Source organism: Azospira restricta (assembly GCF_016858125.1).
GTDB lineage: Bacteria > Pseudomonadota > Gammaproteobacteria > Burkholderiales > Rhodocyclaceae > Proximibacter > Proximibacter restrictus.
In genome coordinates this window covers 1470367-1495000 of sequence record NZ_CP064781.1, presented here as the reverse complement: position 1 = coordinate 1495000, position 24634 = coordinate 1470367, and the positions used below count along the sequence as shown (strand labels likewise).

23 protein-coding genes, 2 tRNA genes and 2 rRNA genes (1 of these 27 cut by a window edge) are annotated in these 24634 nt (G+C 62.4%); 13 read left to right on the top strand and 14 right to left on the bottom strand.

Annotated features, from left to right (window positions below; genetic code table 11):
- From IWH25_RS07380 to tyrS, 5 genes are all read right to left on the bottom strand, one after another.
- Positions 1-1666, bottom strand: a 23S ribosomal RNA gene (locus tag IWH25_RS07380); it reaches 1220 nt to the left of the window's first position.
- Between the two features lie 234 nt (positions 1667-1900).
- A tRNA-Ala gene (locus tag IWH25_RS07375) sits at positions 1901-1976 on the bottom strand.
- Between the two features lie 14 nt (positions 1977-1990).
- A tRNA-Ile gene (locus IWH25_RS07370) sits at positions 1991-2067 on the bottom strand.
- Positions 2068-2133: 66 nt separating this feature from the next.
- Positions 2134-3671: ribosomal RNA gene (locus IWH25_RS07365) — 16S ribosomal RNA — on the bottom strand.
- The 16S and 23S rRNA genes sit together here with 2 tRNA genes alongside, the layout of an rRNA operon.
- A gap of 438 nt (positions 3672-4109) precedes the next feature.
- Entirely contained in the window at positions 4110-5309 is a 1200-nt protein-coding gene (tyrS, locus tag IWH25_RS07360) for a tyrosine--tRNA ligase (protein WP_203388672.1), read from the bottom strand.
- An 87-nt stretch (positions 5310-5396) separates the two neighbouring features.
- On the opposite strand from tyrS, the gene IWH25_RS07355 reads away from it, so the two are divergent.
- A complete protein-coding gene (locus IWH25_RS07355) occupies positions 5397-6734 on the top strand; it encodes a M23 family metallopeptidase (RefSeq protein ID WP_203388671.1) in 1338 nt (445 codons plus the stop codon).
- A gap of 83 nt (positions 6735-6817) precedes the next feature.
- Here the strand turns inward: IWH25_RS07355 and erpA are convergent, their stop codons facing one another.
- The 5 genes from erpA to rplM all read right to left on the bottom strand — a co-directional run bounded on the left by erpA (position 6818) and on the right by rplM (position 9551).
- Positions 6818-7168 carry an iron-sulfur cluster insertion protein ErpA gene (gene erpA / locus IWH25_RS07350; protein ID WP_203388670.1) on the bottom strand — a complete coding sequence of 117 codons (351 nt, stop codon included), beginning with the start codon at positions 7166-7168 and terminating at the stop codon, positions 6818-6820.
- A 44-nt stretch (positions 7169-7212) separates the two neighbouring features.
- Positions 7213-7617, bottom strand: coding sequence for a bactofilin family protein (locus tag IWH25_RS07345; RefSeq protein ID WP_203388669.1), 405 nt, complete (start codon positions 7615-7617; stop codon positions 7213-7215).
- Between the two features lie 15 nt (positions 7618-7632).
- Positions 7633-8394, bottom strand: a complete 762-nt coding sequence (locus IWH25_RS07340) for a DUF6776 family protein (RefSeq protein ID WP_203388668.1) — start codon at positions 8392-8394, stop codon at positions 7633-7635.
- A gap of 325 nt (positions 8395-8719) precedes the next feature.
- Complete coding sequence (gene rpsI, locus IWH25_RS07335; RefSeq protein ID WP_203388667.1) at positions 8720-9112, bottom strand: 30S ribosomal protein S9; 393 nt, start codon at positions 9110-9112, stop codon at positions 8720-8722.
- Positions 9113-9122: 10 nt separating this feature from the next.
- Positions 9123-9551 carry a 50S ribosomal protein L13 gene (gene rplM, locus IWH25_RS07330; protein ID WP_203388666.1) on the bottom strand — a complete coding sequence of 143 codons (429 nt, stop codon included), beginning with the start codon at positions 9549-9551 and terminating at the stop codon, positions 9123-9125.
- 484 nt (positions 9552-10035) lie between these two features.
- Here rplM and IWH25_RS07325 point away from each other — a divergent pair, with 484 nt between their 5' ends.
- A complete protein-coding gene (locus IWH25_RS07325) occupies positions 10036-10455 on the top strand; it encodes an OsmC family protein (protein WP_203388665.1) in 420 nt (139 codons plus the stop codon).
- Between the two features lie 32 nt (positions 10456-10487).
- Here IWH25_RS07325 and coq7 read toward each other — a convergent pair whose 3' ends face one another.
- A complete protein-coding gene (coq7, locus tag IWH25_RS07320) occupies positions 10488-11111 on the bottom strand; it encodes a 2-polyprenyl-3-methyl-6-methoxy-1,4-benzoquinone monooxygenase (RefSeq protein ID WP_203388664.1) in 624 nt (207 codons plus the stop codon).
- An 80-nt stretch (positions 11112-11191) separates the two neighbouring features.
- On the opposite strand from coq7, the gene IWH25_RS07315 reads away from it, so the two are divergent.
- Positions 11192-11620 (top strand): DUF3617 domain-containing protein, encoded by a 429-nt coding sequence (locus tag IWH25_RS07315; RefSeq protein ID WP_203388663.1) that lies wholly within the window; start codon positions 11192-11194, stop codon positions 11618-11620.
- Positions 11621-11627: 7 nt separating this feature from the next.
- On the opposite strand, the gene IWH25_RS07310 is transcribed toward IWH25_RS07315, so the two are convergent.
- The gene (locus IWH25_RS07310) at positions 11628-12203 is read right to left on the bottom strand and encodes a CNP1-like family protein (RefSeq protein ID WP_238999029.1); all 576 of its coding nucleotides are present in this window, start codon (positions 12201-12203) and stop codon (positions 11628-11630) included.
- Positions 12196-12753 (bottom strand): RNA pyrophosphohydrolase, encoded by a 558-nt coding sequence (locus IWH25_RS07305; protein ID WP_203388662.1) that lies wholly within the window; start codon positions 12751-12753, stop codon positions 12196-12198. The genes IWH25_RS07310 and IWH25_RS07305 overlap by 8 nt, the downstream gene beginning before the upstream one ends.
- A gap of 131 nt (positions 12754-12884) precedes the next feature.
- Between IWH25_RS07305 and IWH25_RS07300 the strand changes: the two genes are divergently transcribed.
- On the top strand, positions 12885-14600 hold the full coding sequence (locus IWH25_RS07300) for a proline--tRNA ligase (protein ID WP_203388661.1): 1716 nt from the start codon (positions 12885-12887) through the stop codon (positions 14598-14600).
- On the top strand, positions 14591-15196 hold the full coding sequence (locus IWH25_RS07295) for a lytic transglycosylase domain-containing protein (protein ID WP_203388660.1): 606 nt from the start codon (positions 14591-14593) through the stop codon (positions 15194-15196). The genes IWH25_RS07300 and IWH25_RS07295 overlap by 10 nt, the downstream gene beginning before the upstream one ends.
- 11 nt (positions 15197-15207) lie before the next feature.
- Here the strand turns inward: IWH25_RS07295 and ffh are convergent, their stop codons facing one another.
- Positions 15208-16569: a signal recognition particle protein gene (gene ffh, locus IWH25_RS07290; RefSeq protein ID WP_203388659.1), complete on the bottom strand. Its 1362-nt coding sequence runs from the start codon at positions 16567-16569 to the stop codon at positions 15208-15210.
- Between the two features lie 30 nt (positions 16570-16599).
- On the opposite strand from ffh, the gene IWH25_RS07285 reads away from it, so the two are divergent.
- The 8 genes from IWH25_RS07285 to IWH25_RS07250 all read left to right on the top strand — a co-directional run bounded on the left by IWH25_RS07285 (position 16600) and on the right by IWH25_RS07250 (position 24624).
- Positions 16600-17439, top strand: a complete 840-nt coding sequence (locus tag IWH25_RS07285) for a cytochrome C assembly family protein (protein WP_203388658.1) — start codon at positions 16600-16602, stop codon at positions 17437-17439.
- A 149-nt stretch (positions 17440-17588) separates the two neighbouring features.
- Positions 17589-19304 carry a type IV-A pilus assembly ATPase PilB gene (gene pilB / locus IWH25_RS07280; RefSeq protein WP_203388657.1) on the top strand — a complete coding sequence of 572 codons (1716 nt, stop codon included), beginning with the start codon at positions 17589-17591 and terminating at the stop codon, positions 19302-19304.
- A 23-nt stretch (positions 19305-19327) separates the two neighbouring features.
- Positions 19328-20560, top strand: coding sequence for a type II secretion system F family protein (locus IWH25_RS07275; RefSeq protein ID WP_203388656.1), 1233 nt, complete (start codon positions 19328-19330; stop codon positions 20558-20560).
- Complete coding sequence (locus IWH25_RS07270; protein ID WP_203388655.1) at positions 20557-21408, top strand: prepilin peptidase; 852 nt, start codon at positions 20557-20559, stop codon at positions 21406-21408. The genes IWH25_RS07275 and IWH25_RS07270 overlap by 4 nt, the downstream gene beginning before the upstream one ends.
- Before the next feature lie 113 nt (positions 21409-21521).
- Entirely contained in the window at positions 21522-21788 is a 267-nt protein-coding gene (locus IWH25_RS07265) for an FmdB family zinc ribbon protein (RefSeq protein WP_203388654.1), read from the top strand.
- Positions 21788-22402, top strand: a complete 615-nt coding sequence (locus tag IWH25_RS07260; protein ID WP_203389179.1) for a DUF502 domain-containing protein — start codon at positions 21788-21790, stop codon at positions 22400-22402. The genes IWH25_RS07265 and IWH25_RS07260 overlap by 1 nt, the downstream gene beginning before the upstream one ends.
- A 26-nt stretch (positions 22403-22428) precedes the next feature.
- Positions 22429-24243 carry an aspartate--tRNA ligase gene (gene aspS, locus IWH25_RS07255; RefSeq protein ID WP_203388653.1) on the top strand — a complete coding sequence of 605 codons (1815 nt, stop codon included), beginning with the start codon at positions 22429-22431 and terminating at the stop codon, positions 24241-24243.
- 3 nt (positions 24244-24246) lie between these two features.
- Positions 24247-24624: a guanyl-specific ribonuclease gene (locus IWH25_RS07250; RefSeq protein ID WP_203388652.1), complete on the top strand. Its 378-nt coding sequence runs from the start codon at positions 24247-24249 to the stop codon at positions 24622-24624.
- Positions 24625-24634: the final 10 nt, after the last annotated feature.

Below are 24634 nucleotides of genomic sequence, written 5' to 3'. Positions count from 1 at the left end.
GCCGAGTTCCTTCTCCTGAGTTCTCTCAAGCGCCTTAGAATTCTCATCCTGCCCACCTGTGTCGGTTTGCGGTACGGTCTCTTTGTAACTGAAGCTTAGAGGCTTTTCTTGGAAGCATGGTATCAATCACTTCGCGGTCGAAGACCGCTCGTCGTCACGCCTCATCTAAGCCCGGCGGATTTGCCTACCAGGCACGACTACACGCTTAAACCGGGACGTCCAACACCCGGCTGACCTAACCTTCTCCGTCCCCCCATCGCATTACAAAGAGGTACAGGAATATTAACCTGTTTCCCATCGACTACGCTTTTCAGCCTCGCCTTAGGGGCCGACTCACCCTGCGCCGATGAACGTTGCGCAGGAAACCTTGGGCTTTCGGCGAGCGGGCCTTTCACCCGCTTTATCGCTACTCATGTCAGCATTCGCACTTCTGATACCTCCAGCATCCCTTACGAGACACCTTCGCAGGCCTACAGAACGCTCTCCTACCATATGCTTACGCATATCCGCGATTTCGGTGCATAGTTTGAGCCCCGTTACATCTTCCGCGCAGGACGACTCGACCAGTGAGCTATTACGCTTTCTTTAAAGGATGGCTGCTTCTAAGCCAACCTCCTGGCTGTCTAAGCCTTCCCACCTCGTTTCCCACTTAACTATGTCTTTGGGACCTTAATCGGCGGTCTGGGTTGTTTCCCTCTTGACACCGGACGTTAGCACCCGATGTCTGTCTCCCAAGCTCGCACTCCACGGTATTCAGAGTTTGCTATGGCGAGGTAAGTCGCGATGACCCCCTCAACCATTACAGTGCTTTACCCCCGTGGGTGATACTTGAGGCACTACCTAAATAGTTTTCGGAGAGAACCAGCTATTTCCGGATTTGTTTAGCCTTTCACCCCTATCCACAGCTCATCCCCTAGTTTTTCAACACTAGTGGGTTCGGACCTCCAGTACCTGTTACGGCACCTTCATCCTGGCCATGGATAGATCATCCGGTTTCGGGTCTACGCCCAGCAACTAATCGCCCTTATCAGACTCGGTTTCCCTACGCCTCCCCTATTCGGTTAAGCTCGCTACTGAACGTAAGTCGCTGACCCATTATACAAAAGGTACGCAGTCACCCCCGAAGGGGCTCCCACTGTTTGTATGCATGCGGTTTCAGGTTCTATTTCACTCCCCTCCCGGGGTTCTTTTCGCCTTTCCCTCACGGTACTGGTTCACTATCGGTCGATCACGAGTATTTAGCCTTGGAGGATGGTCCCCCCATATTCAGACAGGGTTTCACGTGCCCCGCCCTACTTGTCGCAGACTTAGTACCACCGATTTGTTTTCGCGTACGGGGCTATCACCCACTACGGCCGCACTTTCCAGAGCGTTCCACTAACAAATCGACTATCACCTGCAGGCTGATCCCATTTCGCTCGCCACTACTTTGGGAATCTCGGTTGATTTCTTTTCCTCCGGCTACTTAGATGTTTCAGTTCACCGGGTTCGCCTCCACGTGCCTATGTATTCAGCACGGGATACTCCTTGCGGAGTGGGTTTCCCCATTCGGACATCTACGGATCAAAGCTTTATTGCCAGCTCCCCGTAGCTTTTCGCAGGCTTACACGTCCTTCATCGCCTGTGATCGCCAAGGCATCCACCACATGCACTTAGTCGCTTGATCCTATAACCTTGGACCCTCTTCTCGAGGACCGGGCTACAGGCAACTCAATGTTCGTGCATTCGTACTAGCTGTAATACGAATCACGATGCAATCACAACCGTGTCTCTGGTATTGGTTGTCGGCACCAGAGACACAACCTTCTTCCGTTTTGTTAAAGATCGAACTGCACTCTGTCCAGAGGCCAGAGGTAAACAAGAACGCTGCGCGCTTGCTTACCTGTGATCTCTGCGCCAGTGGTGGAGGATGACGGGATCGAACCGACGACCCCCTGCTTGCAAAGCAGGTGCTCTCCCAGCTGAGCTAATCCCCCGTTCCTTCAAACGTTGGTGGGTCTGGTTGGAATCGAACCAACGACCCCCGCCTTATCAAGACGGTGCTCTAACCGACTGAGCTACAGACCCTCCGTCTGTGCAGTGACTACAAACAACCGATAGGTTGTGGATACTTGGCAGGCCGTGTTGCTCTAGAAAGGAGGTGATCCAGCCGCACCTTCCGATACGGCTACCTTGTTACGACTTCACCCCAGTCATGAATCCTACCGTGGTAATCGCCCTCCTTGCGGTTAGGCTAACTACTTCTGGTAGAACCCACTCCCATGGTGTGACGGGCGGTGTGTACAAGACCCGGGAACGTATTCACCGCGACATGCTGATCCGCGATTACTAGCGATTCCGACTTCACGTAGTCGAGTTGCAGACTACGATCCGGACTACGATCGGCTTTCTGGGATTGGCTCCACCTCGCGGCTTGGCAACCCTCTGTACCGACCATTGTATGACGTGTGAAGCCCTACCCATAAGGGCCATGAGGACTTGACGTCATCCCCACCTTCCTCCGGTTTGTCACCGGCAGTCTCAATAGAGTGCCCAACTAAATGATGGCAACTATTGACAAGGGTTGCGCTCGTTGCGGGACTTAACCCAACATCTCACGACACGAGCTGACGACAGCCATGCAGCACCTGTGTCCAGGCTCCCTTTCGGGCACCAATCCATCTCTGGAAAGTTCCTGGCATGTCAAGGGTAGGTAAGGTTTTTCGCGTTGCATCGAATTAATCCACATCATCCACCGCTTGTGCGGGTCCCCGTCAATTCCTTTGAGTTTTAACCTTGCGGCCGTACTCCCCAGGCGGTCGACTTCACGCGTTAGCTACGTTACTAATGGGTTTAACCCCACCAACAACTAGTCGACATCGTTTAGGGCGTGGACTACCAGGGTATCTAATCCTGTTTGCTCCCCACGCTTTCGTGCATGAGCGTCAGTATTGGCCCAGGGGGCTGCCTTCGCCATCGGTGTTCCTCCACATCTCTACGCATTTCACTGCTACACGTGGAATTCCACCCCCCTCTGCCATACTCTAGCCTCGCAGTCACAAACGCAGTTCCCAGGTTGAGCCCGGGGATTTCACGTCTGTCTTACGAAACCGCCTGCGCACGCTTTACGCCCAGTAATTCCGATTAACGCTCGCACCCTACGTATTACCGCGGCTGCTGGCACGTAGTTAGCCGGTGCTTCTTATGCTGGTACCGTCATCCACACCCCGTATTAGGAGATGCGATTTCTTCCCAGCCGAAAGAGCTTTACAACCCGAAGGCCTTCTTCACTCACGCGGCATGGCTGGATCAGGGTTGCCCCCATTGTCCAAAATTCCCCACTGCTGCCTCCCGTAGGAGTCTGGGCCGTGTCTCAGTCCCAGTGTGGCGGATCATCCTCTCAGACCCGCTACGGATCGTCGCCTTGGTGGGCCTTTACCCCGCCAACTAGCTAATCCGACATCGGCCGCTCCGAAAGCGAGAGGTCTTGCGATCCCCCTCTTTCCTGCTCACAGAATATGCGGTATTAGCGTAACTTTCGCTACGTTATCCCCCACTTCCGGGTACGTTCCGATGCATTACTCACCCGTTCGCCACTCGCCGGCATCCCGAAGGACCCGCTGCCGTTCGACTTGCATGTGTAAGGCATGCCGCCAGCGTTCAATCTGAGCCAGGATCAAACTCTTCAGTTCAATCACTGCTAAAACTCGCTTGACGTTGCAGATTCAAGTTTCCTTAAACCTTGCTACTTCGTGCGAGCACTTCAATTTAATCGCAATGTCAGCCAAAGCCAACTTCACAACCAAACCAAGCACCCACACCTATCGGTTGTCTGGTTTTTAAAGAGCTTGCAAATCAAGAACTTGTCTTTAATTTGCCGTTTCGCTACATCAGCGAAGCTGCGCATTGTACAGACTTTATTTTTTGCGTCAACTCTTTTTGAAAATTTTTCAGAAGAGCGACTCGTCTGCACAACCAAAACGTAACTATTTGATTAGATTACGTTTTGCCCGCTGCCGTAGCAACGAAAGATGCGCATTATACAGACGCCGGAAAGGCCGTCAACACCTCTAATCTCGATTTTTTGCGAAAAACTTATAGAAAATCGACAACTCATTGATTATCAACGCTCAGCGAAATTCGACGCGGGCAAACTTACGCTTCCCCACCTGCACCACCAGCGGCTTGTCGACCGCCAGAACAAGCGCCTTGTCGTCAATTTTGACACCATCGACCTTCACCCCGCCTTGCTCGATCATGCGCATCGCCTCCGAGGTGCTTGCAGTAAGCCCAGCCTGCTTTAGCACCTGAACGATATTGGCCGCAGCGCCCTGCAGCGACAGCACAACCTGTGGAATGTCATCCGGAATCGCTCCTTGGCGGAAGCGGGCTTCGAAATCGAGCAGCGCATCTTCCGCAGCCTGCCGGCCATGGAAGCGGGCGACGATTTCCTGCGCCAGCATGACCTTGACGTCGCGCGGGTTGCGCCCTGCCTCGACCTCCGCCCGCAATTTTCCGATTTCGGCAGTGCCGCGGAACGACAGCAGATCGTAGTAACGCCACATGAGCACATCCGAGACCGACATCAGCTTGCCGAAGATTTCCCTGGGCGGCTCGTTGATCCCAACGTAGTTGCCCAGGGATTTCGACATCTTGTTGACGCCATCGAGACCCTCGAGCAGCGGCATCATAAGAACGCACTGCGGCGACTGGCCGTAATGCTTCTGCAGTTCGCGCCCGACCAGCAGGTTGAACTTCTGGTCGGTCCCGCCGAGTTCGACGTCCGCACGCATCGCCACCGAGTCGTACCCCTGGCACAGCGGATACAGGAATTCGTGAATCGCGATCGGCAGCCCCCCGGCGTAGCGCTTCGAAAAATCGTCGCGCTCGAGCATCCGCGCCACAGTATGCAGGGCGGCAAGCTTGATCATGCCCGCCGCGCCGATCGGCTCGAACCAGGTCGAGTTGAAGCAGACCTCGGTCCGCTCGGGGTCGAGAATCTTGAACACCTGCTCCTGATAGGTACGGGCGTTGTCCAGAATCTGCTCGCGGGAAAGCGGCGGACGCGTCGCGTTCTTTCCGGTGGGATCCCCGATCATGCCGGTGAAGTCGCCGATCAGGAACATCACATGATGTCCGAGATCCTGAAAATGCCTCAGCTTGTTGATCAGTACGGTATGGCCGAGGTGAAGGTCCGGCGCCGTCGGGTCGAATCCCGCCTTGACCCGCAGCGGACGACCGGTCTTCAGCTTTTCGACGAGCTCGGCCTCGATCAGCAGCTCGTCCGCCCCGCGCTTGATCAACTGCAGAGAATCTTCCAGTGCATGCATGTCTTACCCCACGAATTGATGCACCCGGTACTTGCCCGGTTAAATATTTGTTACACTGCCGCGATTATTTTTTAGGCAACGGCGCCAGTGAATAGCCAAAAGAGCCGCATTCTAACGCAATCGCAACTCACGATCGAACGCCTGTCCCGGCACAAGCGCGCCGCTGCTGCGTTGGCGCTCGCCTCCGCATTCGGCGTGGTCACTGCTTTCGCGGTCGCCCCCGGCGGCGACCAGCTGCCGGCGTCGCTGCATACCGTCGTCGAACAGCTCAGCATCCCGTCCGTGGCCGTCCTCCCGGGCGCAGAACAGGGCTATCTCAGGGAGGAGCGCATCCAGCGCGGCGACACCACGGCCAGCCTGCTGTCGCGGCTGGGAGTCACCGACAAGGAAGCCTTCGAGTTCCTGCGCACCAACCCGACGGCCCAGGCAATCTCCCGGCAACTGCGCCCGGGCAAGGCAGTCACTGCCCGCACGACGGACGCCGGCGAGTTGCTCGCACTGCACTTTCCGGTCAACGGGAAGGACGCGCTGATCGTCGTCGAGCGCACCGCGGGCGGACTGGTCGCAGCCGAGCAGGCTGTCGCGCTGGAAACCCGAACGGCGCTACGCGCCGGCGAGATTCGCTATTCGCTGTTCGGCGCGACCGATGCAGCCGGAATCCCCGACAGCATCGCTACGCAGCTTGCCGACATCTTCGGCGGCGACATCGATTTCCACCGGGACCTACGCAAGGGCGACCGCTTCAGCGTCGTCTACGAAATGCTCTATCAGCGGGGCCAGCCCGTTCGTGGCGGACGCATCCTGGCCGCGGAATTCACCAACGACCAGAAAACCTTCCAGGCGTACTGGTACGCCAGCGACAATGTAAAGACCGGCGGCTACTACGGCGCCGACGGCAAGAACCTGCGCAAGGCATTCCTCCGCTCGCCACTTGAGTTTTCGCGGGTGACCTCGGGCTTCACCAGCAACCGGTTCCATCCGGTACTCAATACCTGGCGGGCGCACAAGGGAGTGGATTACGGCGCGCCGATCGGCACACGGGTCCGCTCGGTCGCCGACGGCACCGTAGAATTTGCCGGCCGCCAAGGCGGCTACGGCAACCTGCTGATCGTTCGCCACCACGGCGCTTATACGACGGCGTACGCCCACCTCAACGGCTTCGCCCCGGGAATGCGCAAAGGCGCCCGCGTCGCACAGGGCGATACGATCGGCTACGTCGGACAGACCGGACTGGCCTCCGGCCCCCACCTGCACTATGAGTTCCGCGTCCGCGATCAGCAGGTGAATCCGCTGGCGGTGACCCTGCCGAGCGCGCCACCGCTGGGCCCGGCCGACGCAAGCCGCTTCCAGGCGGCCACCGAGGCACTGCGGACCCAACTTCAGCTAGCGCGGGAATCCTCTGGCGCAGTCCTCGCGATGGAATGAACCACGCGATTCTCTGACGCAAAAAAGGCGGCCCGCAGGCCGCCTTTTTTATCGTTGCAGCACCCGCCGCAAGCGGTGCTCGCTCAAGCCGAGAACGACGACCCGCAGCCACAGGTTGAGGACGCGTTCGGATTCTTGATCACGAACTGGGAGCCTTCCAGCCCTTCCGTATAGTCGATCTCGGCACCGACGAGATACTGATAGCTCATCGGGTCGACCAGCAGGGTGACGCCGTTCTTCTCCAGCGTGGTGTCGTCTTCGTTGGCCACCTCGTCAAAGGTGAAGCCGTACTGGAACCCAGAGCAGCCTCCGCCGGTGACGAATACCCGAAGCTTGAGCTCGGCGTTGCCCTCTTCCTCGATCAACTCCTTGACCTTATTGGCCGCCGCATCGGTAAAGATGAAGGGGGACGGCATTTCCGTGACTGCGTTCATGCTTTGCTCCTGGTACTGGTACTCGACAAATCAACAAAATAAGATCAATTGGCGCTCGCTGCCAACTTCAGTTCGACCGTCCGGGCGCTGGTCTGATGGACAAGCCGCCCTTGCACGACCGCCCCCTGCTGCATTTCAAGGTGGTGGTACTCGACATCGCCTGTGACACGCGCGCTGGGCTGAAGTTCAAGCGAGTCGCTCGCACTGACCGGCCCGACCACGGTCCCGTTGATCACGACGTGGGCAACGTCGATCTGACCTTCGATCCGCGCCTGCTCGCTGATCACCAGCGTGCTGGGAACCCCCTTGTCGGCACAGACGTTGCCCTTGATTTCCCCGTCGACCCGCAGGCCTCCACTGAACGTGACGTTGCCTTCGATCCGCGTCCCGGCGCCGATCAGGCTGTCGATCTTGCTTTGCGGCTTGCTGCCCTGACTTCTGCCAAACATTCTGAAGACCCTCGCTCAGAGGTTGATGGTTTGCCTGGCCCGCACGACCCCCTCTTGGAGCACGCGCACCTCGACGCTTTTCAAGACGCCCCCCGGGGGAATCGGAAAGACCCCTTCAGCACGCTGAAAGTGCTTGATTTCAATGCGATAGCGCTGAAGATTCGGATCGTTCCCGGAGGGGAGAGTGATCATAGCATCTTTACCCCCCTGCTGCACTTGCAGGACAAACTGCAAGTCGCCGCGAAACTCCTTCTGCTGGCGGGACGCGTTATGCACCAAGAGCATCCGGTAGCGGTATTGGCCGGCGATCGGCTCCGGATCGACGCGGAAACGGTTGATCCGCAACCCCTGCTCGGCACCGGCATTATCCGGTACCAGGCCCTCGAAAAATGCCAGATCCTGTTTCAGCGCGGCGTTCTCCGCTTCGAGCTGGCGCACCTGGGTCGCCAGCTGCTGCTGCGCGGTGCGTTCGATCTTGAGGTTGCTGTCAGCGGCGCTGGCGACGCCACGCAGCGCGCCCAACTCCGCCTCCAATTGCCCTACTTGCGCGCGCAGCTCAGCCAGCGCTTGCGCACTGGACTGGCTATCGAATCCGGCGATCCGACGCCCCGCGTCGTAAATCCACGCCGCCCCCGCGAGCGAGACCGATAACAGCGCGACGCCGGCAAGCGCCCGCCAATACCACGCGACATGGGTACGGATGGCAACCTTCGGCGCACTGATGCCAAAACGCTGACGCAGCCTGCGCAACCTCAGGGCAGCACCGGATATAGCCATAAAGCAGCAGTCCCGTCGATCTCACACGTTCATTAAGGGGCAGACCGTCGTTGCGCGGTTCTGCCCGCTCGCGTCAGTCCGGATTGTTCCTCGCCAGGCGCTCGGCACCGGAGGTTCCTGGCCGTCGGATGGCCGGACCGACTCTCCCCCGATCGCAGCGCACCGGCAAACCGACCCGGCCCAGCACCGTGCATGAGAAATTCCTTCCGCAACTTCGCTGAGCAAGAGCCGAGCGCGAGCGCGTTGCGCCAGAGCCGCAATCATAATCGCTCGCCGGGCAAAAACAAAAAGCCGCCCGGAGGCGGCTTTTCTGAACCAGCGCAGATCAGCGCTTCGAGAACTGCTTGCGACGACGCGCCTTGTGCAGACCGACCTTCTTACGCTCAACCTCGCGGGCGTCGCGGGTCACGAAGCCGGCCTTCGACAGCGCCGGCTTGAGCGCCGCATCGTATTCGATCAGCGCACGGGTGATGCCGTGGCGAACCGCACCGGCTTGACCGGACTCACCGCCACCGTCGACGTTGACCATGATGTCAAAGGTGTTCAGGTGCTCGACCAGCTCGAGCGGCTGACGCACGACCATGCGGCCGGTTTCACGGGAAAAGAAGACGTCGACCGGCTTGCCGTTGACCACGATGGCGCCGCTACCGCGCTTCATGAAGACACGGGCGACCGCGCTCTTGCGACGACCGGTACCGTAGAAATAGTTTTCAGCCATCTGACGCCCCTTAGATTTCCAGAACTTTCGGCTGCTGCGCGCTGTGCGGATGAGCGCCACCGGCGTAGCACTTCATCTTCTTGAGCATGGCGTAGCCCAGCGGGCCCTTCGGCAGCATGCCCTTCACGGCCTTCTCCAGGACGCGCGACGGGAAGCGCTGCTGCAGCTTGGTGAAGTTGGTTTCGTAGATACCACCCGGATAGCCCGAGTGACGGAAGTATTTCTTGTCGTCAGCCTTGTTGCCGGTGACCTTGAGCTTGTCGACGTTGACGACGACGATGAAATCGCCGGTATCGACGTGCGGCGTGTAGATCGCCTTGTGCTTGCCGCGCAGGCGGCGAGCGATTTCGGTGGCGAGGCGGCCGAGCACCTTGTCTGTGGCATCAACCACAAACCACTCGCGCGTCACCTCATGTGGCTTGGCGGAAAATGTCTTCATTGGCGCCCTCTTATTCGAGCCTTGATAACGGAAAGCCGCGCATTCTATGCCAAGTCATCGAAGACTGTCAAACAATTGCACGGCTGACGCAAAAAAAAACGCGACTCACAAGGAGTCGCGCTAAATCCACACCAAAGGAGGAGGGTGGAGGAGACAAGCTGAAGACATTCGAAACTGGAACTACCACGCAGCTCGAACATCAAGTTCGATTGCATTATGCGCCTCGGCCCACGCAAAAGCAAGAGATATTTGTGCGTCGCACTAGCATATCAAATATCGTTAGATAAGAAAATTGAATTCACTTAAAACTACATATAAATCATCTTGTTAATAACAAAAATATTAAACAATTTACCAATGGGCAACTTTAAACACAGGCTATATTACGACGAATTCGCGGCGCATTGTTGCTATGCAACAATCGACACTTGGTAATGCCGCTCCTTGCCGATAGAATCAGCCGATCTTTCAGCAAGGACAGCCAATGGAATGCAAGGTCAAGTGGGCGGGGGAAGGGATGTCATTCACCGCCCAGACGGGCAGCGGCCACTCCGTCACCATGGATGGCGCGCCGGAAGCGGGAGGACGCAACCTCGGGCCGAGGCCGATGGAGTTGGTGCTGGCAGGCACCGGCGGCTGCACCGCGTTCGACGTCGTCCTGATCCTGAAGAAGGGTCGGCATGACGTTCGGGACTGCGAAGTCTCGCTCGCCGCCGAGCGCGCGGAATCCGACCCGAAGGTCTTCACCCGAATCCACTTTCACTTCGTCGTCACCGGCCGGGGCCTGAAGCGGGAAGTCGTCGCCCGCGCCATCGAGCTGTCCAAGGACAAGTATTGCTCGGCCTCGATCATGCTGGGCAAGACGGCGGAAATCACCCACGACTTCGCAATCGTCGAAGCCTGACTCCAAAACCGCCGAACGCGAAAGAACTACAGCTACAGCCGATAGGCCACCGTTGTCATCACCCGCGAGGCGATGCGCATCGCCGCCTTCGCAACGAAAGGCAACTCTGCCGCCCCCAGGCGAACAGCGGTCTCGGCGTGGGACAGCTCATCATCGCGCATCTGCGCGACGATGGCGCGGGACTTGATATCTCCCGACGGAAGGCGACCGAGATGGTCATCGAGGTGGGCGCCCACCTGGCGCTCGGTTTCCGCCAGGAAACCGAGGCTCCAGCGGTCGCCGAAGGCAGCGGCAAAAGCGCCGATCGCCAATGCCCCACCGTACCACAGCGGATTGAGCATGCTTTTTCGTCCGCCGAGTTCGTCAATCCGCCGCTCCGTCCACGCAAGATGCTCGGTCTCCTCCTGCGCCGCCCGTTCCAGCTCGGTCCGCGTCAGGGCGCTCCTCGAAACCAGCGCCTGCCCCTGATACAAAGCCTGCGCACAAATCTCGCCGACATGGTTCACGCGCATCAACGCAGCGGCATGCTGGCGCTCGCCCGGCCCCATCGCCTCATCGGACACGCCTGCCCCCGGAAGCGGCCGGACGCTAACGGCCGGGCCGGCAACTGCGCGCAACGCCCGGTCGAACTCGATGATCGCCCGATCCAGATTCATCCCCCCTCCTACGCTCGGTGAATTGATACAGCTATCATTCCGCCTCGATGCCGGTTTGGCGAAAACTCGAGGAACACCCCATGTATAGACGCTTATTGACGCTCATGCTGCTCGGCATCGGCCCCGCCCTGGCGACCGCCGACCCGGCCCTGCAGTTGCAGGAGGGGCAATGGGAAATCAGCAGCCAGACCGACGCCCTGGGCACATCCGGGAGCGCACCGCTCACGACGCAGGCCTGCTACTCGAAAGAGGATATCGCCAACCGCAAGGCCGCGATCCCCGGAGACGAACAATGCGAGGTCGCCGACTACCAGACTGCCGGCCGCGTCGCGACCTGGCGGATCAATTGCCGCGGCCCCGGCGAAATCGTCGGCAACGGCAGCCTGAGCTTCGACAGCGCCACCGCATACCACGGGGAAATCGAATTGCGGGTCAGCATGCCGGGCCAAGCGGAGCAACGCCTCACCACCCGCTACCGCGCCCGACGGCTCGGCGATTGCCCGCGCTAGCCCCTTCTCAGCGGGAAACCGCTGCCGGATTCCCGCTCCGCAAGACGCGACGCGCCTCATCCGTAGAGGAGACGGAGCCGCCGGGTGTGCAGAAATAGTCCCGGAACAGCGCGGCATGATGTCGATTCAGATTGTTTTCAGAAATCCGCAGCCATTGACCGTTGCGCGCCTTGGACCAACTGCCGTCGGCACGCCCGAACGCATAGAGCCGGCGCTCCGCCGTTGCACAGCGCATCCCTTCGTAGCTGACGTTCCTGGCACCGCCCGGGCTGGTCGCCACCAGGGTATAGCGTACGACCTGATCGGCCCCGAAAGTGACGGACGGCTCATCGACCGCGAACTTGTTTTCCGTCAGGGAGCCGACATCGATCGGCACCAGATTTTTTACATCCGGAGCAGGCGGCAGCTGGTACTGCACTTCCTCCCACGGCTTTTCGTCGGCTTCGACTTCTCGCCCCTCGACCATCGACTTCCGGATCAGTTCGTAATCCTCGGGCCCCTTCGCATGGCCAACCACAGGTGCTGCCAGCAGCGCCACGACGGCAACAGCAGCGCTCCATCGAAGAGTGCGGAGATCAGTCACCGAGCGCCTCCTCGCCCGCCGACCCGGGGAGCCCGTCGGCCGCCCGTTCACGGTCGCGATGGCGCGGCCGCCGCCGGTCGGCATCGATGAAGCGGGCGAGTTCGTTCAGCGCCTGCTCGTACACCCCGCGCTTGAATTCGATGACGACGTCGAGCGGCACCCAATAGCTGTTCCAGCGCCAGGCGTCGAACTCGGGATGATCGGAGGCGCGCAGCGAGACATCGCTGTCGCGGCCGACCAGCCGCAGCAGGAACCAGATCTGTTTCTGCCCCTTGTAGCTGCCGCGCCATTCGCGCTTGATCCATTGCATCGGCACGTCGTAACGCAGCCAGTCCCGGGTCCTCCCGAGGATGCGAACGTGCTCCGGGCGCAGGCCGACTTCCTCGTAGAGCTCCCGGTACATGGCTTCTTCCGGGGTTTCCCCCCGCTTGATGCCGCCCTGCGGAAACTGCCACGAGTGCTCCTTGATGCGCTTGCCCCAGAAAACCTCGTTCTTTGCGTTACAAAGAATGATGCCGACGTTCGGGCGATAGCCTTCACGATCGAGCATGGTGAATCCTGCAAAAATTGTAAGTTGGGTGAATTTTTCCACAATTCCCAGTCCTTGGAAAGCAAACCCGGAGTCGCCGCCGCCAGCCCGCTCTAGTAAAATCGCGGCTTTACACTGATCGCGAGCACGCCATGCGCACCACGCAGTTTTTCCTCTCCACGCTCAAGGAAGCCCCCTCGGACGCCGAGATCGTCAGCCACAGGCTGATGCTCCGCGCCGGCCTGATCAAGCGCCTCGCAGGCGGCATCTACACGTGGATGCCGGCGGGTCTGCGCATCCTGAGGAAGGTGGAAAACATCGTGCGCGAGGAGATGAACCGGGCCGGCGCGATCGAACTCCTGATGCCGGCAGTCGTCCCGGCCGAGCTGTGGCAGGAGACCGGCCGCTGGGAAAAGTACGGTCCGGAACTGCTGCGCTTCAAGGACCGCCACCAGCGCGACTTCGTCATCGGCCCGACGCACGAGGAGGTGATCACCGACGTCGTGCGCAAGGATGTGAAGAGCTACCGGCAGCTGCCGATCCACCTCTATCAGGTGCAGAGCAAGTTCCGCGACGAGATCCGGCCGCGCTTCGGCGTCATGCGCGGCCGCGAATTCCTGATGAAGGACGGCTACTCGTTCCACACCTCGTTCGACGACCTGCAGCGCGAATACCGCAACATGCACGACACCTACAGCCGCATCTTCACGCGACTGGGACTGAAATTCCGTGCGGTCGCCGCCGACACCGGCTCGATCGGCGGTACCGGCTCGCATGAATTCCACGTGCTGGCCGACTCCGGCGAGGACGCGATCGCCTTCAGCCCGGACTCCGACTACGCCGCCAACGTCGAGCTGGCCGAGGCGCTCGCCCCGGACACGCCGCGCGGTGCCGCGGGAGAGGCAATGCAGAAGGTGGCGACGCCGGACCGCGTCCGCTGCGAGGATGTCGCCGATTTCCTGAAGCAGCCGCTCACCAAGACGGTGAAGGCGATCGCCGTGATGCACGACGATGACTTCGTGCTGCTGCTGCTGCGCGGCGACCACAACCTGAACGAAATCAAGGTCGGCAAGCTCCCCGGCCTCGATCCGTTCCGCTTCGCCACCGACGCCGAGGTTGAGCGCTTCCTCGGCTGCAAGCCCGGCTACATCGGCCCGGTCGGCGTCGATGCGGCGAAGGTACGGGTCATCGCCGACCGTACCGTGGCGGCCATGGACAACTTCGTCTGCGGCGCCAATACGGAAGGCTTCCACCTGACCGGCGTCAATTGGGGCCGCAACCTGCCCGAACCCTCGCTCGTCGCCGACATCCGCAACGTCGTCGCCGGCGACCCCTCGCCGGACGGCAAGGGCGCGCTCGAGCTCTGCCGCGGCATCGAGGTGGGCCACATTTTCCAGCTGCGTACCAAATATTCGGCAGCGATGGGCTGCACCTTCCTCGACGAGACCGGCAAGGAGCAGGTGATGGAAATGGGCTGCTACGGCATCGGCGTCAGCCGTATCGTCGGCGCCGCCATCGAGCAGGGGCACGACGCGCGCGGCATCGTCTTCCCGGCGGCGATTGCGCCGTTCGAGGCGTGCATCGTGCCCATGGGCTATGCCAAGAGCGAAGCGGTCAAGGCGGCGGCCGACAAGCTCTACGGCGAACTGCGCGCCGCCGGCATCGACGTCGTGCTAGACGACCGCAACGAGCGTCCCGGCGTGATGTTCGCCGACATGGAGCTGATCGGCGTGCCGCATCGCATCGTCGTCGGCGAGCGCGGTCTCGCCGAGGGCAAGCTGGAATACAAGGGGCGCACCGAGACCGAAGCGCAGATGATCGCCGCCGGCGACATGCTCGCCTTCCTCAAGGAGAAGCTGTGCGCCTGAACGGCGCACCGGCCATCCTGCTGCTGGCGCTCATCCCGTTCGCGGCGAGCGCCGGCGCCCAGAAATACGAACCGCTCTCGGCGAGCGTCCAGGCCTCGCTGCAGAAGGCGGTTTCCGACAAGCGGCCGCCGACCTCGTCGTTCCGGACGCCGATCGAGGCTGCCGACTGGCTGGAAGCGATGTCGGCGAAACTCGCTCGACGCCTGCCGAACCAGGAATACCGGCTGGAGTTGTTACGCGCGGTGCACTACGAAGCGACGCGCGCCGGGCTCGACCCACAGCTGGTGCTTGGCCTGATGCAGGTGGAAAGCGGCTTCCGGAAGTATGCGGTATCGAGCGCCGGCGCCCGCGGCTACATGCAGGTGATGCCGTTCTGGGTCAAGCTGATCGGCCGGCCGGACGACAACCTGTTCCACCTGCGGACCAACCTGCGTTACGGCTGCACGATCCTGCGCCACTACCTCGATATCGAGAAAGGCGACCTCTACCGGGCGCTCGGCCGTTACAACGGCAGCCTCGGCCGCCCGGAATACCCGAATCTGGTACGTGCCGCCTGGCACAACCAGTGGAGCTACCCGGCAACAGTGCGTCGCTAGCGCCGGGGCGCTCAGCGCATCATGCCGCCGGGCATCAGCCCCTTCATGCCGCGCATCAGTTTGCCGAGCCCGCCCTTGGAGAACTGCTTCATCATCTTCTGCGTCTGCTCGAACTGATTGAGCAGGCGGTTGACGTCCTGCACCTGGACGCCGGCACCGGTGGCGATGCGCCGCTTGCGGCTGGCCTTGATCAGTTCGGGCTTGGCACGCTCGGCCGGCGTCATCGAGTTGATGATGCCCTCGATCCGGCGGATCATCTTGTCCTCGGTTCCCGGAGCCACCTGGCTGGCGGCCTGTGCAAATTGCGCCGGCAGCTTGTCCATCAGCGAGGCCATGCCGCCCATCTTGCGCATCTGGCCGATCTGCTCCTTGAAGTCGTTGAGGTCGAAGCCCTTGCCCGACTTCAGCTTCTTCGCGAATTCGAGCGCCTTCTCTTCATCGACCCCCTTGCGCGCCTCCTCGATCAGCGACAGCACATCGCCCATGCCGAGGATGCGCGAGGCCATCCGCTCCGGATGGAAGGGCTCGAGACCCGACAGCTTCTCGCCGACGCCGGCGAACTTGAGCGGCTTGCCGGTGACGTGGCGGACCGACAGCGCAGCGCCGCCGCGGGCGTCGCCGTCGAGCTTGGTGAGGATGACGCCGGTCAGCGGCAACGCGTCGTTGAAGGCCTTGGCGGTATTCACCGCATCCTGGCCGAGCATCGCATCGACCACGAACAGGGTTTCGATCGGCTTGATCGCGGCATGCAGCTCGGCAATCTCCTGCATCATCGCCTCGTCGATCGCCAGCCGGCCGGCGGTGTCGATCAGCAGCACGTCGTGGTAGTGACGCTTCGCCCAGTCGACCGCGGCGCGGGCGATATCGACCGGCTTGTCGGCGGTGGTCGACGGAAAGAACTCGGCGCCGGCCTGGCCGGCGACGGTCTTCAGCTGCTCGATCGCCGCGGGACGATAGACGTCGCAACTGACGACGAGCACCTTCTTCTTCTGCGTGTCCTTGAGGAACTTGGCCAACTTGCCGACCGTCGTCGTCTTGCCGGCGCCCTGCAGGCCAGCCATCAGGATCACCGCCGGCGGCTGCGTCGCCAGGTTGAGGCCGACGTTGGCCTCGCCCATGACCTTCGTCATCTCGCGATGAACGACGCCGACCAGCGCCTGGCCCGGCGTCAGCGAACCGAGCACCTCCTCGCCGACCGCCTGCTCCTTGACCGCGGCAATGAAGTCCTTGACCACCGGCAAGGCGACGTCCGCCTCGAGCAGCGCGAGGCGGACCTCGCGCAGCGCGTCGGCGATATTCGATTCCGTCAGGCGCGCTTCGCCCTTCAGGGTCTTCATGACGCGCGCAAGGCGCTGGGTGAGGTTGTCGAGCATCTGCAATCCTGCTTGGTGTAAACTTCAATGATGCCCGGCATTCTACTGCACCTTCTGCCCAACATCCTGGCCGCCGTCCTCTATGCGCTGCTCGGCCTGCACTTCTGGCGCACCCGCTGGAAGGAAAGCGACAAGCCGCTGGCGGCGCAACCGATGCAGGACTGGGAGCGCGCGGCGATCGGCGGCACGCTGCTGATCCACGGCTTCGGCCTCTACGCCGGGCTGTTCGGTACCGGCACGATGCAGTTCTCATTCAGCCTGGCGCTGTCGCTGATGCTCTGGCTGGCCGTTTTCATCTACTGGCTGGAGAGCTTCCGCTCGCGCATGGACGGCCTGCAGCCGATGGTCCTGCCGCTGGCGGCAGCCTGCGCCGCCCTGCCGGCCGTCTTCCCGAACGCGCATGCGCTGACGCATGCCGGCACCTGGGGTTTCCGCCTGCACTTCATCGCCGCGATGCTCGCCTACAGCCTGTTTACGCTGTCGGCGCTGCATGCGGTATTCATGGGCTACACCGAACGCAAGCTGCACCAGCGCGCACTGACGAAGAGCCTGGCCAGCCTGCCGCCCTTGCTGACGATGGAAGCATTGCTCTTCCGCATGATCGGCGTCGGCTTTCTGCTGCTCACCGCCGCGTTGGTCAGCGGCTCGTTCTTCTCCGAGGAGCTGTTCGGCAAGGCGCTGACCTTCGACCACAAGACCCTCTTCGCCTTCATCTCGTGGGGCATCTTTGCCGCGCTGTTGACGGGCCGCCACGTCCGCGGCTGGCGCGGACGGACGGCGTTGCGCTGGACGATGGCCGGGTTCACGGTCCTCCTGCTGGCCTACATCGGCAGCCGCTTCGTGCTCGAAGTGCTGCTCGGCCGCGCCTGATCCTCCTGATTCTCCGCCCGCCCACCTGCATCCGCACGTCCGGAGCGCTCATGCCCCGGCCGCGAAGCCGCGCCTTTACAAAGAAAGCGCCTCGTAGCATCATCGCCGTGATTGCGTCGGCATATACAATTATCTGAATTTTCGAGCTTATGGCAGCCAACCCGCAACAAGCGCCACTCAGCGGCCTCGCCCGGGCCCTCGTGCAAGCCGGCCGCCTCAAGGAAACCGAGGCGGAAAGCCTGCTTGCGCAGGCGGCCGCCAATGGCAGCTCTTTGATCGAACAGATCGCCAACGCAAAGAAGATGTCGGCGCAGGAAGTTGCCACTTTTGCCGCAGAAACCTTCGGCTACCCGCTTTTCGACCTGGCCGCCTTCGACGACGCGCACATTCCGGCAAACGCTGTCGACCGCAAGCTGATCAGCTCGCACCGGGTCATCCCGCTGCACAAACGCGGCAACCGGCTGACCATCGCGACCGCCGACCCGACCAATCTGCGGGCGCTCGACGAAATCCGTTTCCAGACCAGCATGATCGTCGACCCGGTGGTGGTCGAGGAGCCCAAGCTGCTGCCGCTGGTCAAGAAGCTCTCGGAATCCGCGGAAGAAACGCTGAAGAGCATCGCCAGCGAGGATATCAACCTCGAGTTCACCGACGAGGAAGCGCAGGCAGCGACGGAGGAGGCGGCCTCGCTCGAAGTGGACGACGCGCCGGTCGTCAAGTTCATCCAGAAGATGCTGCTCGACGCGATCAACGACGGCGCCTCGGACATCCACTTCGAGCCTTACGAGAAGTTCTACCGCATCCGCTTCCGCGTCGACGGCATCTTGCGCGAAATCGCCACGCCGCCGCTGGTGATCAAGGACAAGATCGCCTCGCGGATCAAGGTCATCTCGCGCCTCAACATCGCCGAGAAACGGGTCCCGCAGGACGGCCGAATGAAGCTGGTGCTGTCCAAGAACCGCGCGATCGACTTCCGGGTCAGCACGCTGCCGACGCTGCACGGTGAAAAGATCGTGCTGCGCATTCTCGACCCGACCAGCGCCACGCTGGGCATCGACGCCCTCGGCTACGACCCGGACCAGAAGGAAGCCCTGCTCGACGCGATCAACCGCCCCTACGGCATGGTGCTGGTTACCGGGCCGACCGGCTCCGGCAAGACGGTATCGCTCTACACCTGCCTGAACATCCTCAACCAGCCCGGGATCAACATCTCGACGGCGGAGGACCCGGCGGAAATTCCGCTGCCGGGCATCAACCAGGTCAACGTCGACGACAAGGCCGGACTGACTTTCGCCGCGGCGCTGAAGTCCTTCCTGCGCCAGGATCCGGACATCATCATGGTCGGCGAAATCCGCGACCTGGAGACCGCCGAGATTGCGGTCAAGGCCGCGCAGACCGGCCACATGGTGCTGTCGACGCTGCACACCAACGATGCGCCGCAAACGCTGACCCGCCTGATGAACATGGGCGTGCCGCTGTTCAACATCGCCTCCAGCGTGCTGCTGATCACCGCCCAGCGACTGGCGCGGCGGCTATGCACCTGCAAGGTTCCGCACGAAGCACCGACCGAAGCGCTGGTCAACGCCGGTTTCACCGAGGCCGACCTCGACGGCTCGTGGACGCTGTACGGGCCGGGCAGTTGCGATCGCTGCAAGGGCTCCGGCTACAAGGGGCGGGTCGGCATCTATCAGGTGATGCCGGTCACCGAGGAAATCCAGCGCATCATCCTCGCCGGCGGAACCGCGCTCGACATCGCCGCCCAGGCCGCCCGCGAGGGGGTCAAGGACCTGCGCCGCTCGGGCCTGATCAAGGCGATGCAGGGCGTCACTTCGCTGGAAGAAGTGCTGAGCACCACCAACGCATAACGACACCAACCGAAGGGGACGCAATGGCCACTGCCAAGCCAGCAAAAAAACCCGCAGGAGCGAAGGAGTTCACCTTTCTCTGGGAGGGCAAGAACAAGGACGGCAAGGATGTCAGGGGCGAACTGCGGGCCACCAGCGAGGCAGTCGCGCAGGCAACCCTCCGCCGGCAGGGCGTGCGCATCACCAAGATCAGCAAGCAGCGTTTCAAGACCGGAAAGAAGATCACCGACAAGGACATCACGCTGTTCACGCGCCAGCTGGCGACGATGATGAAAGCCGGCGTGCCGCTGCTGCAGGCCTTCGACATCGTCGGCCGCGGCCACTCGAACCCCTCGGTCGGCAAGCTGCTGCTCGACATCAAGGCCGACGTCGAGACCGGCTCGTCGCTATCGCAGGCCTTCCGCAAGTATCCGCTCCACTTCGATGCCCTCTTCTGCAACCTCGTCGCCGCCGGCGAACAGGCCGGCATCCTGGAAGCGCTGCTCGACCGCCTGGCGACCTACAAGGAAAAAATGCAGGCGCTGAAGGCCAAGATCAAGTCGGCACTGTTCTACCCGATGGCGATCCTGATCATGGCCTTCGTCATCACCGCGGTGATCATGATCTTCGTGATCCCGGCGTTCAAGGAAGTCTTCAAGAGCTTCGGCGCCGACCTGCCGGCGCCGACGGTGATGGTGATCGCCATGTCCGACTATTTCGTCGAGTATTGGTGGGCGATCTTCGGCTCGATCGGCGGCGGCATTTATGCCTTTATCCAGGCCTACAAGCGCTCCGAGGCGATGCAGATCGCCTTCGACCGCTACGCGCTGCGCATCCCGGTCTTTGGCGACGTCATCCGCAAATCCACGGTCGCCCGGTGGACGCGGACGCTGGCGACGATGTTCGCCGCCGGCGTGCCGCTGGTCGAGTCGCTCGACTCGGTCGGCGGCGCCTCCGGCAACTACGTCTACAAGGTCGCCACCCGCCAGATCCAGAGCGAAGTCAGCACCGGCACCAACCTGACGACGGCGATGCAGAACAGCAAGCTGTTCGACAACATGGTGATCCAGATGGTCGCCATCGGCGAAGAGTCCGGCGCCCTCGACTCGATGCTGGAAAAGGTCGCCGGCTTCCTCGAGGCCGAGGTCGACGATGCGGTCGAGGCGCTCTCCAGCCTGATGGAACCGATGATCATGGCCGTCCTCGGCGTCCTCATCGGCGGCCTCGTGATCGCCATGTACCTGCCGATCTTCAAGCTGGGTTCCGTCGTCGGATGATCGCGCTGTTCGCCGACCCCGTCGTCTTCACCACGGCGGCGGGGCTGCTCGGCCTGATCGTCGGCAGCTTCCTCAACGTCGTCATCCATCGCCTGCCGCTGATGATGGAGCGGGACTGGCAGTGCCAGTGCGCGGAGCTGCGCGGGGAGGCGGCGCCGCCGGCGGAGCCGCTCTCGCTGTCGCAGCCGCGCTCGCGCTGCCCGCATTGCGGCCATCCGATCTCGGCACTGGAGAACATTCCGCTGCTCAGCTGGCTGCTCCTGCGCGGCAGGTGCTCGGCCTGCGGCGCCGGCATTGCGCTCCGCTACCCGCTGGTCGAGACGGCCAGCGGCCTGCTGGCGGCATTCGCCGCCTGGCATTTCGGCTTCGGCTGGGCGGCCGCGGGTGCCATCGTCTTCGGCTGGGCGATGATCGCGCTGACCGGCATCGACTTCGACACGCAGCTGCTGCCCGACAGCATCACGCTGCCGCTGCTCTGGCTGGGCCTCGCCTTCAATCTGTTCGGCACCTACACCTCGCTCGCCTCGGCGGTGATCGGCGCGATGGCCGGCTACCTGTCGCTGTGGTCGGTCTACTGGGGGTTCAAGCTGGCGACCGGCAAGGAGGGCATGGGCTACGGCGACTTCAAGCTGCTCGCGGCGATCGGCGCCTGGCTCGGCTGGCAGGCGCTGCCGCTGACCATCCTGTTCTCGTCGCTGGTCGGCGCCGTCGTCGGCATCGTGCTGATCGTCGCCGCCCGCCACGGGCGCAACGTTCCGATCCCGTTCGGCCCCTACCTGGCGGCAGCCGGGCTGCTGGCGCTGTTCTGGGGCCGCCCGCTGACGCAATCCTATCTCGGGCTCTTTTGAACGGCTGCCAGCTAGGCGGTTGAAAAATACCGTCTTTTCCCCCATATCGGTGCCATCCCGGGCCCGTTCAGCGGCCCCGGCTCAGGTATAATTCGCCGTTTTGGAGGATTCCCATGCCCATCTACGAATATCGCTGCGGATCCTGCGGTTTCCAGAAGGATCATCTGCAGAAGTTGTCCGATCCGGTGCTCACCACCTGCCCGGAGTGCGGCGCCGAGAGCTATAGCAAGCAACTGTCGGCCGCCGGCTTCCAGCTGAAGGGGAGCGGCTGGTACGCCACCGACTTCAAGGGCGGCAGCAGCGCGGCGGCAAGCAAGCCGGCCGACAACCCGCCCCCGTGCCAGGGCGGCAGCGGAGGCTGCGCGTGCGCGGGCAGCTGATTCGCCGCTATTTCGTCACCGGATTGCTGATCTGGGTGCCCCTAGCGATCACCGCCTGGGTGCTGTCGCTCATCGTCGGCACGATGGACCAGTCGCTGCGCTTGCTGCCGGCGGCCTTCCATCCGAAGAACGCGCTCGGCGTCGACCTGCCCGGCGTCGGTGCCGTGCTGACGCTGCTGATCATTTTCGTCACCGGCGTGCTGGCCGCGAACTTCATCGGCCAGCACCTGGTCGTCTGGTGGGAACGCCTGCTCGCCCGCATCCCGGTCGTCAACTCGATCTACAAGAGCGTCAAGCAGGTTTCGGACACCCTCTTCTCGCCGTCGGGCAACGCCTTCCGCCAGGCGCTGCTGGTGCAGTATCCGCGTGAAGGCGCGTGGACCATCGCCTTCCTCACCGGCCAGCCGGGGGGCGACGTCGCCAACCATCTCACCGGCGACTACGTCAGCGTCTACGTGCCGACCACGCCCAACCCGACCTCCGGCTTCTTCCTGATGCTGCCGAAGCAGGACGTGGTCGAACTCGACATGAGCGTCGACGAGGCGCTCAAGTACATCATCTCGATGGGCGTCGTCGCCCCGCCGGCGAAGCCGCGCCCCGTCGCCAACACCTGAACACAACAAAGCCAAGCGGAATCACCATGCGAACTCACTACTGCGGACAGCTCAACTCGAAACTCATCGGCCAGGAGGTTACCCTCTGCGGCTGGGCGCACCGTCGCCGCGACCACGGCGGCGTCATCTTCATCGACCTGCGCGACCGCGAGGGCCTCGCCCAGGTGGTGTGCGACCCGGACCGCGCCGAGATGTTCGCCATTGCCGAATCCGTCCGCAACGAGTTCTGCCTGAAGATCACCGGCAAGGTGCGCGCGCGTCCGGAAGGCACCACCAACGCCAACCTCGCCTCGGGCGAGATCGAGGTGCTGTGCCACGCGATCGAGGTACTGAATCCGTCGGTGACGCCGCCGTTCCAGCTCGACGAGGACAACCTCTCCGAGAACGTCCGCCTCACCCACCGCGTCATCGACCTGCGCCGGCCGCAGATGCAGAACAACCTGCTGCTGCGCTACAAGACGGCCCGCGCCTTCCGCCGCTTCCTCGACGACAACGGCTTCATCGACGTCGAAACGCCGATGCTGACCAAGTCCACCCCGGAAGGCGCCCGCGACTACCTGGTGCCGTCGCGCGTGCATCCGGGCCAGTTCTTCGCGCTGCCGCAGTCGCCGCAGCTGTTCAAGCAGCTCTTGATGGTCGCCGGCTTCGACCGCTACTACCAGATCACCAAGTGCTTCCGCGACGAGGACCTGCGCGCCGACCGCCAGCCGGAATTCACCCAGGTCGATATCGAGACCTCGTTCATGGGCGAGCAGGAAATCACGGCGCTGATGGAGAAGCTGATTCGCACCGTGTTCAAGGAAGCGATCGACGTCGACCTGCCGGAATTCCCGCGCATGACCTACGCCGAGGCGATGCGCCGCTTCGGCTCGGACAAGCCCGACCTGCGCGTCACGCTCGAACTGACCGAAGTCACCGACGCCTTCAAGGACGTCGCCTTCAAGGTCTTCGCCTCGGTCGCCAACAGCGAGGGCGGCCGCATCGCGGCGATGCGCATCCCCGGCGGCGCCACGCTGACGCGCGGCGAGATCGACGCCTACACCCAGTTCGTCGGCATCTACGGCGCCAAGGGCCTGGCCTACATCAAGGTCAACGACGTCGGCCAGCTGAACGAAACCGGCCTGCAGTCGCCGATCGTCAAGAACCTGTCGGAAGCCTCGTTGCGCACGGTGATCGAGCGCACCGGCGCGCAGTCCGGCGACCTGATCTTCTTCGGCGCCGACAAGGCCAAGGTGGTGAACGACGCGCTCGGCGCGCTGCGCGTCAAGATCGGCCACGAGAAGGGCTACCTCACCGGCGCCAAGTGGGCGCCGCTGTGGGTCATCGACTTCCCGATGTTCGAATACGACGACGAGAACAAGCGCTGGGTCGCCTGCCACCACCCCTTCACCAGCCCGAAGGACGAGCACATGGATCTGCTGGTCAGCGATCCGGGCAAGTGCCTGGCGAAGGCCTACGACCTGGCGCTGAACGGCTGGGAACTCGGCGGCGGCTCGGTGCGTATCCATCGCGCCGACGTCCAGGAGAAGGTCTTCGCCGCGCTGGCGATCGGCCCCGAGGAGCAGCAGGCCAAGTTCGGCTTCCTGCTCGACGCGCTGAAGTACGGCGCGCCGCCGCACGGCGGCCTCGCCTTCGGCCTCGACCGCATCGTCACCATGATGACCGGCGCCGAGTCGATCCGCGACGTGATCGCCTTCCCGAAGACGCAGCGCGCACAATGCCTCTTGACCGACGCCCCCTCCGGTGTCGACGAGAAGCAGCTGCGCGAGCTGCACATCCGCCTGCGCCAGAAGGTCGAGACGCAGGTCGAAATCGGCAAGGATGCCGGCCAGCCGGCCTAAGCGATGAGTGCGCGGTCGCTTGCGCTGCTGCGCCTCGTCTTCGCCCTCGTACTGGCGGCCTGCCTCGGCAGCGCCGCCGCCCGCGAGGCCCTCGACAGCGTCGCACCCTCGGCGCTGCCGCCGGAAGCCCGGCAGACGCTGCAGCTGATCCGGCAGGGCGGCCCCTTCCCCTACCCACGCAAGGACGGCAGCGTCTTCGGCAACTTCGAGAAGCACCTGCCGCTGCAACCGCGCGGCTACTACCGCGAATACACGGTGCCGACGCCCGGCGCCCGCAACCGTGGCGCCCGCCGCATCGTCGCCGGCAGCCCGCCGGCCACTTCCGGCGAGTACTACTACACCGACGACCACTACCGCAGTTTCCGCCGAATCCGGGAATAAAGGAGGAGCG

Bases quoted from the DNA above. Each gene is read 5' to 3' on its own strand.
- rplM (WP_203388666.1), bottom strand. From the start codon at position 9,551: ATGAAGACATTTTCCGCCAAGCCACATGAGGTGACGCGCGAGTGGTTT.
- IWH25_RS07345 (WP_203388669.1), bottom strand. From the start codon at position 7,617: ATGTTTGGCAGAAGTCAGGGCAGCAAGCCGCAAAGCAAGATCGACAGC.
- rpsI (WP_203388667.1), bottom strand. From the start codon at position 9,112: ATGGCTGAAAACTATTTCTACGGTACCGGTCGTCGCAAGAGCGCGGTC.
- aspS (WP_203388653.1), top strand. From the start codon at position 22,429: ATGCGAACTCACTACTGCGGACAGCTCAACTCGAAACTCATCGGCCAG.
- IWH25_RS07305 (WP_203388662.1), bottom strand. From the start codon at position 12,753: ATGCTCGATCGTGAAGGCTATCGCCCGAACGTCGGCATCATTCTTTGT.
- ffh (WP_203388659.1), bottom strand. From the start codon at position 16,569: ATGCTCGACAACCTCACCCAGCGCCTTGCGCGCGTCATGAAGACCCTG.
- IWH25_RS07325 (WP_203388665.1), top strand. From the start codon at position 10,036: ATGGAATGCAAGGTCAAGTGGGCGGGGGAAGGGATGTCATTCACCGCC.
- IWH25_RS07265 (WP_203388654.1), top strand. From the start codon at position 21,522: ATGCCCATCTACGAATATCGCTGCGGATCCTGCGGTTTCCAGAAGGAT.
- tyrS (WP_203388672.1), bottom strand. From the start codon at position 5,309: ATGCATGCACTGGAAGATTCTCTGCAGTTGATCAAGCGCGGGGCGGAC.
- IWH25_RS07340 (WP_203388668.1), bottom strand. From the start codon at position 8,394: ATGGCTATATCCGGTGCTGCCCTGAGGTTGCGCAGGCTGCGTCAGCGT.
- IWH25_RS07275 (WP_203388656.1), top strand. From the start codon at position 19,328: ATGGCCACTGCCAAGCCAGCAAAAAAACCCGCAGGAGCGAAGGAGTTC.
- erpA (WP_203388670.1), bottom strand. From the start codon at position 7,168: ATGAACGCAGTCACGGAAATGCCGTCCCCCTTCATCTTTACCGATGCG.
- IWH25_RS07285 (WP_203388658.1), top strand. From the start codon at position 16,600: ATGCCCGGCATTCTACTGCACCTTCTGCCCAACATCCTGGCCGCCGTC.
- IWH25_RS07250 (WP_203388652.1), top strand. From the start codon at position 24,247: ATGAGTGCGCGGTCGCTTGCGCTGCTGCGCCTCGTCTTCGCCCTCGTA.
- IWH25_RS07315 (WP_203388663.1), top strand. From the start codon at position 11,192: ATGTATAGACGCTTATTGACGCTCATGCTGCTCGGCATCGGCCCCGCC.
- IWH25_RS07270 (WP_203388655.1), top strand. From the start codon at position 20,557: ATGATCGCGCTGTTCGCCGACCCCGTCGTCTTCACCACGGCGGCGGGG.
- coq7 (WP_203388664.1), bottom strand. From the start codon at position 11,111: ATGAATCTGGATCGGGCGATCATCGAGTTCGACCGGGCGTTGCGCGCA.
- IWH25_RS07300 (WP_203388661.1), top strand. From the start codon at position 12,885: ATGCGCACCACGCAGTTTTTCCTCTCCACGCTCAAGGAAGCCCCCTCG.
- pilB (WP_203388657.1), top strand. From the start codon at position 17,589: ATGGCAGCCAACCCGCAACAAGCGCCACTCAGCGGCCTCGCCCGGGCC.